This window comes from Streptomyces sp. NPDC002867 (assembly GCF_053591895.1).
Map to the genome: position 1 here is coordinate 1 of NZ_JBSFUR010000105.1, position 2,949 is coordinate 2,949.

Sequence of the window (2,949 nt, forward strand, 5' to 3'; positions counted from 1 at the left end):
GCCCACATGCACAACCTCGCCCTCGCCGCATGATCAGGCCGGCACTAAATCCGAGTCTGACCTGCCCAGACACAGCCTTCTGCAACGCGCTTTAGGTTCTGTCTCTTTGGTCAGCGTCGTGCCCAGATGAGGATGGCGGCGAGGTGGAGCGCGGCCTGGTAGGCAATGGCGAGCTTGTCGGTTCGTGTGGCCAGGCCGCGCCACTGCTTGAGCCGGTTGCGGAGCCGATCGCCCAGCAGATGGTTCAGGACAAGGTCCGTTTCCGGGGTGTGTTCACGGACATGGAACGCGAGTGGTCGACGTGGCAGTCCACCGACCCGGACTCGCCGGGCCGGATCGACGCCTCCTGCATCCTCGTGTACGGCCTGATCCCCGAGGCCAACCAAGGCGCCATCGTCCACGCCCCGCGCCCCACGGCCCCACAGCCCAGCGGCCGGCCGGGAGGCGCGGCGTCGGCGTACGGGCGCCGTATCGGCTAAGCAAGAGGCGGGTCAGCGCTGGCGATGGCGTCGATCCCGGTCAGAGTCTCCCGCCATGCTTCGCGCCATGACTTCCGGCTGAGATCGTCGGCCATAGCCACGTCGACGCCCGTATCTGAGTCCAAGGGCCACAACGGGGAGTCGTCAGCTGCGAGGCAGATTCGGGCGAGCAGGCTTCGGCGGACGAGGTCGCGCAGCCGTTCTACGGCGTACGCGACCGCTTTCCCATCAGGTAGGCCATCGGGAACGGTCGAGATCTTCCGGACCTCCTTGAGGAGATTCTTCTCCGTCATGGCGCCGCCATGGACGAGTGCGGATCGGAGCCCGTAGATCACGCCCACGTCTTTGAAGATCTGATCTACTGGATCAAGGTCGGTGGACAGCAGTGTCGACGCGCGGATCTTCAACCGCAGCGTGACGTCGTCTTTCTCCCTTCCGGACAGCGCCGCTTCGAAAGCGGTCGCCAGGTCGACGATCTGCTCTGACCAGCCGTACGCGTGGAAGGACAGAAGGAATTTCTGGAGGGCCATCCCAAACGAGGTGAATGCCATGCCCGCTCGCGGCTTTTCCGCAGCCGAGAGAAGCCGCCCGAGTCCGTCGACACGGCCGACATCATCCGTGGCGAGGATGATCTCGCGGGCGGCAAGTTGCGTCGGGGATCCGAACCCCGGTCCCGCACCGCGGAAGCGGAGCACGGTGGGCTTGAAGTCTCGGACCGTGTGAGTTGCCCCTTGGAGCTCCGCCATCGACTCACTGGTGCCAGGCTTCAACAGTCGGACGAGCAACATGAACCGCTCGATCCGCTGTGACAGTGGCTTGGCCAGGTCGAACGGCTTTGCGCCGCTGTCTCGCGCGATGATGACGCTCTCAGGCGGGGCGAAACCGTGCGGCCGGTCTCGACCGTAGGCGCTCGCCGCCCCAGGGATCACCGTCGAGAAGATCCGCTGCAACTCGCGATCATGATCCGCTGCTTCCGAGATCACCGGCTCCACGCGGACGTTGGTGAACTCCATTGGTCGGCCGTCTGCGGTGGTCATATGGGAAACCACTCGGCAGCACGCCACCTCGCACGTGTCTGCGCGAACCGCCTGGATCAGGTCACGCAGCGATTGCTCGGCTTCTGATCCGTCAGGAGAGAACTCCTTCTGCGCACGAGTCAGCCGGGCGATGAACGTCTCTAGGAAGCTGAAGATCAACCCACCAGGGAAGTCGCGCTCAAGCAGTGGTCGGCCTGCGTCGAACCGAGGATGAGAAGCGGCAATCGCATCCTCAAGCGCTCGGTACTCAGCCAGCGGCATGACGGAGTCCCCGAAGTAGTCGCGTCCGACCTCCAGGTAGGGGTGAAAGGCCGGCGGTGGAACCACCCGCTCCTCCTGAAGCCGAGCCCATGCCGCAGTCAGGAATGCTTGCCCCGTGTCTTGCAGGCGGCTGTCGATGTCATTCACCCGCCCAGCATGGACGACCGCTCAAGCACCTGCACGGACTACCGCTGATCCACGTACGAGCGCCGGATCGGGAAGTGAGCAGCGCGGACTGGCTGCACTATGCCAACGTCTATGCCGCAAAGGACATGAGGGGGGCGAGTGACCAACGAACCACAGAGGCAGGTCCGACTTCGGCTCGCGCGGCAGCGCCCGGCTTCGGCAAGGGTTCGGGCGCGTGTACGGGAAGAGTCGGCTGAGCCGGAACCCACACCAGGGCCAGGAGCTTCACGGGCCAGGAGGACTTGGTTGCGTCTTCGAGGATTCCGGTGGGCGCACATCCTCACGGTGGTTGCCACGGTACTGGCTGCCCTTGCAGCGCTCGGAGGCTTGTGGGCCCAAGCGGTCGCCACGTACTGGAGTCAGCAGACCGCGAAGGATCAGCTGGACCAGTCGAAGGAAGACAGTGAACGGGAGAGGCAAGAGCAGGCCTCAAAGGTCACCTTCTGGGTCGAGTACCCGCGCGCCGCGTTGCCCACGGAGCTTCACATTGTGAACAGGTCACCCGACCCGGTGTCCCTGGTTTGGTTCGTGATGAAGGACGAGGAGACGGGCAAGAAGAGGCGCTGGCTGCTGTTCCGGCCGAATCTGCGCCCCTGCAGCGAAGTCATTTACTCGGTGCGGAAGATGGAGCTCGCTCCCAACGTGCAGTCGGGTAAACCAGACAAGTGGATTAAGCTTTCGGGCGAGTTCGAGTTTGAGTTCGAGCGGATGATCTTTGTTGACCGTTCCGGGAGGAACTGGGAGCGCTCACCTCGCAGCCTTACTGAACGCCCGCGTCAGATCCCTTACAACTACGCCGGGCTCGTGATTGTCGGTGACGAGCAGGTGAAGAAGACTGACAACTGTTCGGACGGGGCCAACTAGCGAGCTCGTGCATGGTTGGCGGTGGCACATCGAGGGCCGTGAACTGGCCAGTGTTCACGCTCATTCATCGACCGCGAGGGGTGACCGCTTGTTGGTGAGAGAGCAGTGCGGCGACAGCCTGG

The 2,949-nt window shown here is 63.9% G+C and carries 3 protein-coding genes and 1 pseudogene; 2 read left to right on the forward strand and 2 right to left on the reverse strand.

The features are described 5' to 3' along the window. Positions 1 to 110: 110 nt before the first annotated feature. Positions 111 to 227, reverse strand: a pseudogene (locus ACWD0A_RS34680) (IS5/IS1182 family transposase); the annotation flags it as partial. A gap of 12 nt (positions 228 to 239) precedes the next feature. Between ACWD0A_RS34680 and ACWD0A_RS34685 the strand changes: the two are divergent. Then, on the forward strand, positions 240 to 479 hold the full coding sequence (locus tag ACWD0A_RS34685; RefSeq protein ID WP_451304686.1) for a hypothetical protein: 240 nt from the start codon (positions 240 to 242) through the stop codon (positions 477 to 479). Here ACWD0A_RS34685 and ACWD0A_RS34690 read toward each other — a convergent pair. Beyond that, complete coding sequence (locus ACWD0A_RS34690) at positions 476 to 1,924, reverse strand: hypothetical protein (RefSeq protein ID WP_451304684.1); 1,449 nt, start codon at positions 1,922 to 1,924, stop codon at positions 476 to 478. The genes ACWD0A_RS34685 and ACWD0A_RS34690 overlap by 4 nt on opposite strands. Before the next feature lie 324 nt (positions 1,925 to 2,248). Here ACWD0A_RS34690 and ACWD0A_RS34695 point away from each other — a divergent pair, with 324 nt between their 5' ends. Continuing rightward, complete coding sequence (locus tag ACWD0A_RS34695) at positions 2,249 to 2,827, forward strand: hypothetical protein (RefSeq protein WP_451304685.1); 579 nt, start codon at positions 2,249 to 2,251, stop codon at positions 2,825 to 2,827. Positions 2,828 to 2,949: the final 122 nt, after the last annotated feature.

Excerpts from the sequence above, each read along its gene's own strand:
- ACWD0A_RS34685 (WP_451304686.1), top strand. The coding sequence starts at position 240 with ATGGTTCAGGACAAGGTCCGTTTCCGGGGTGTGTTCACGGACATGGAA.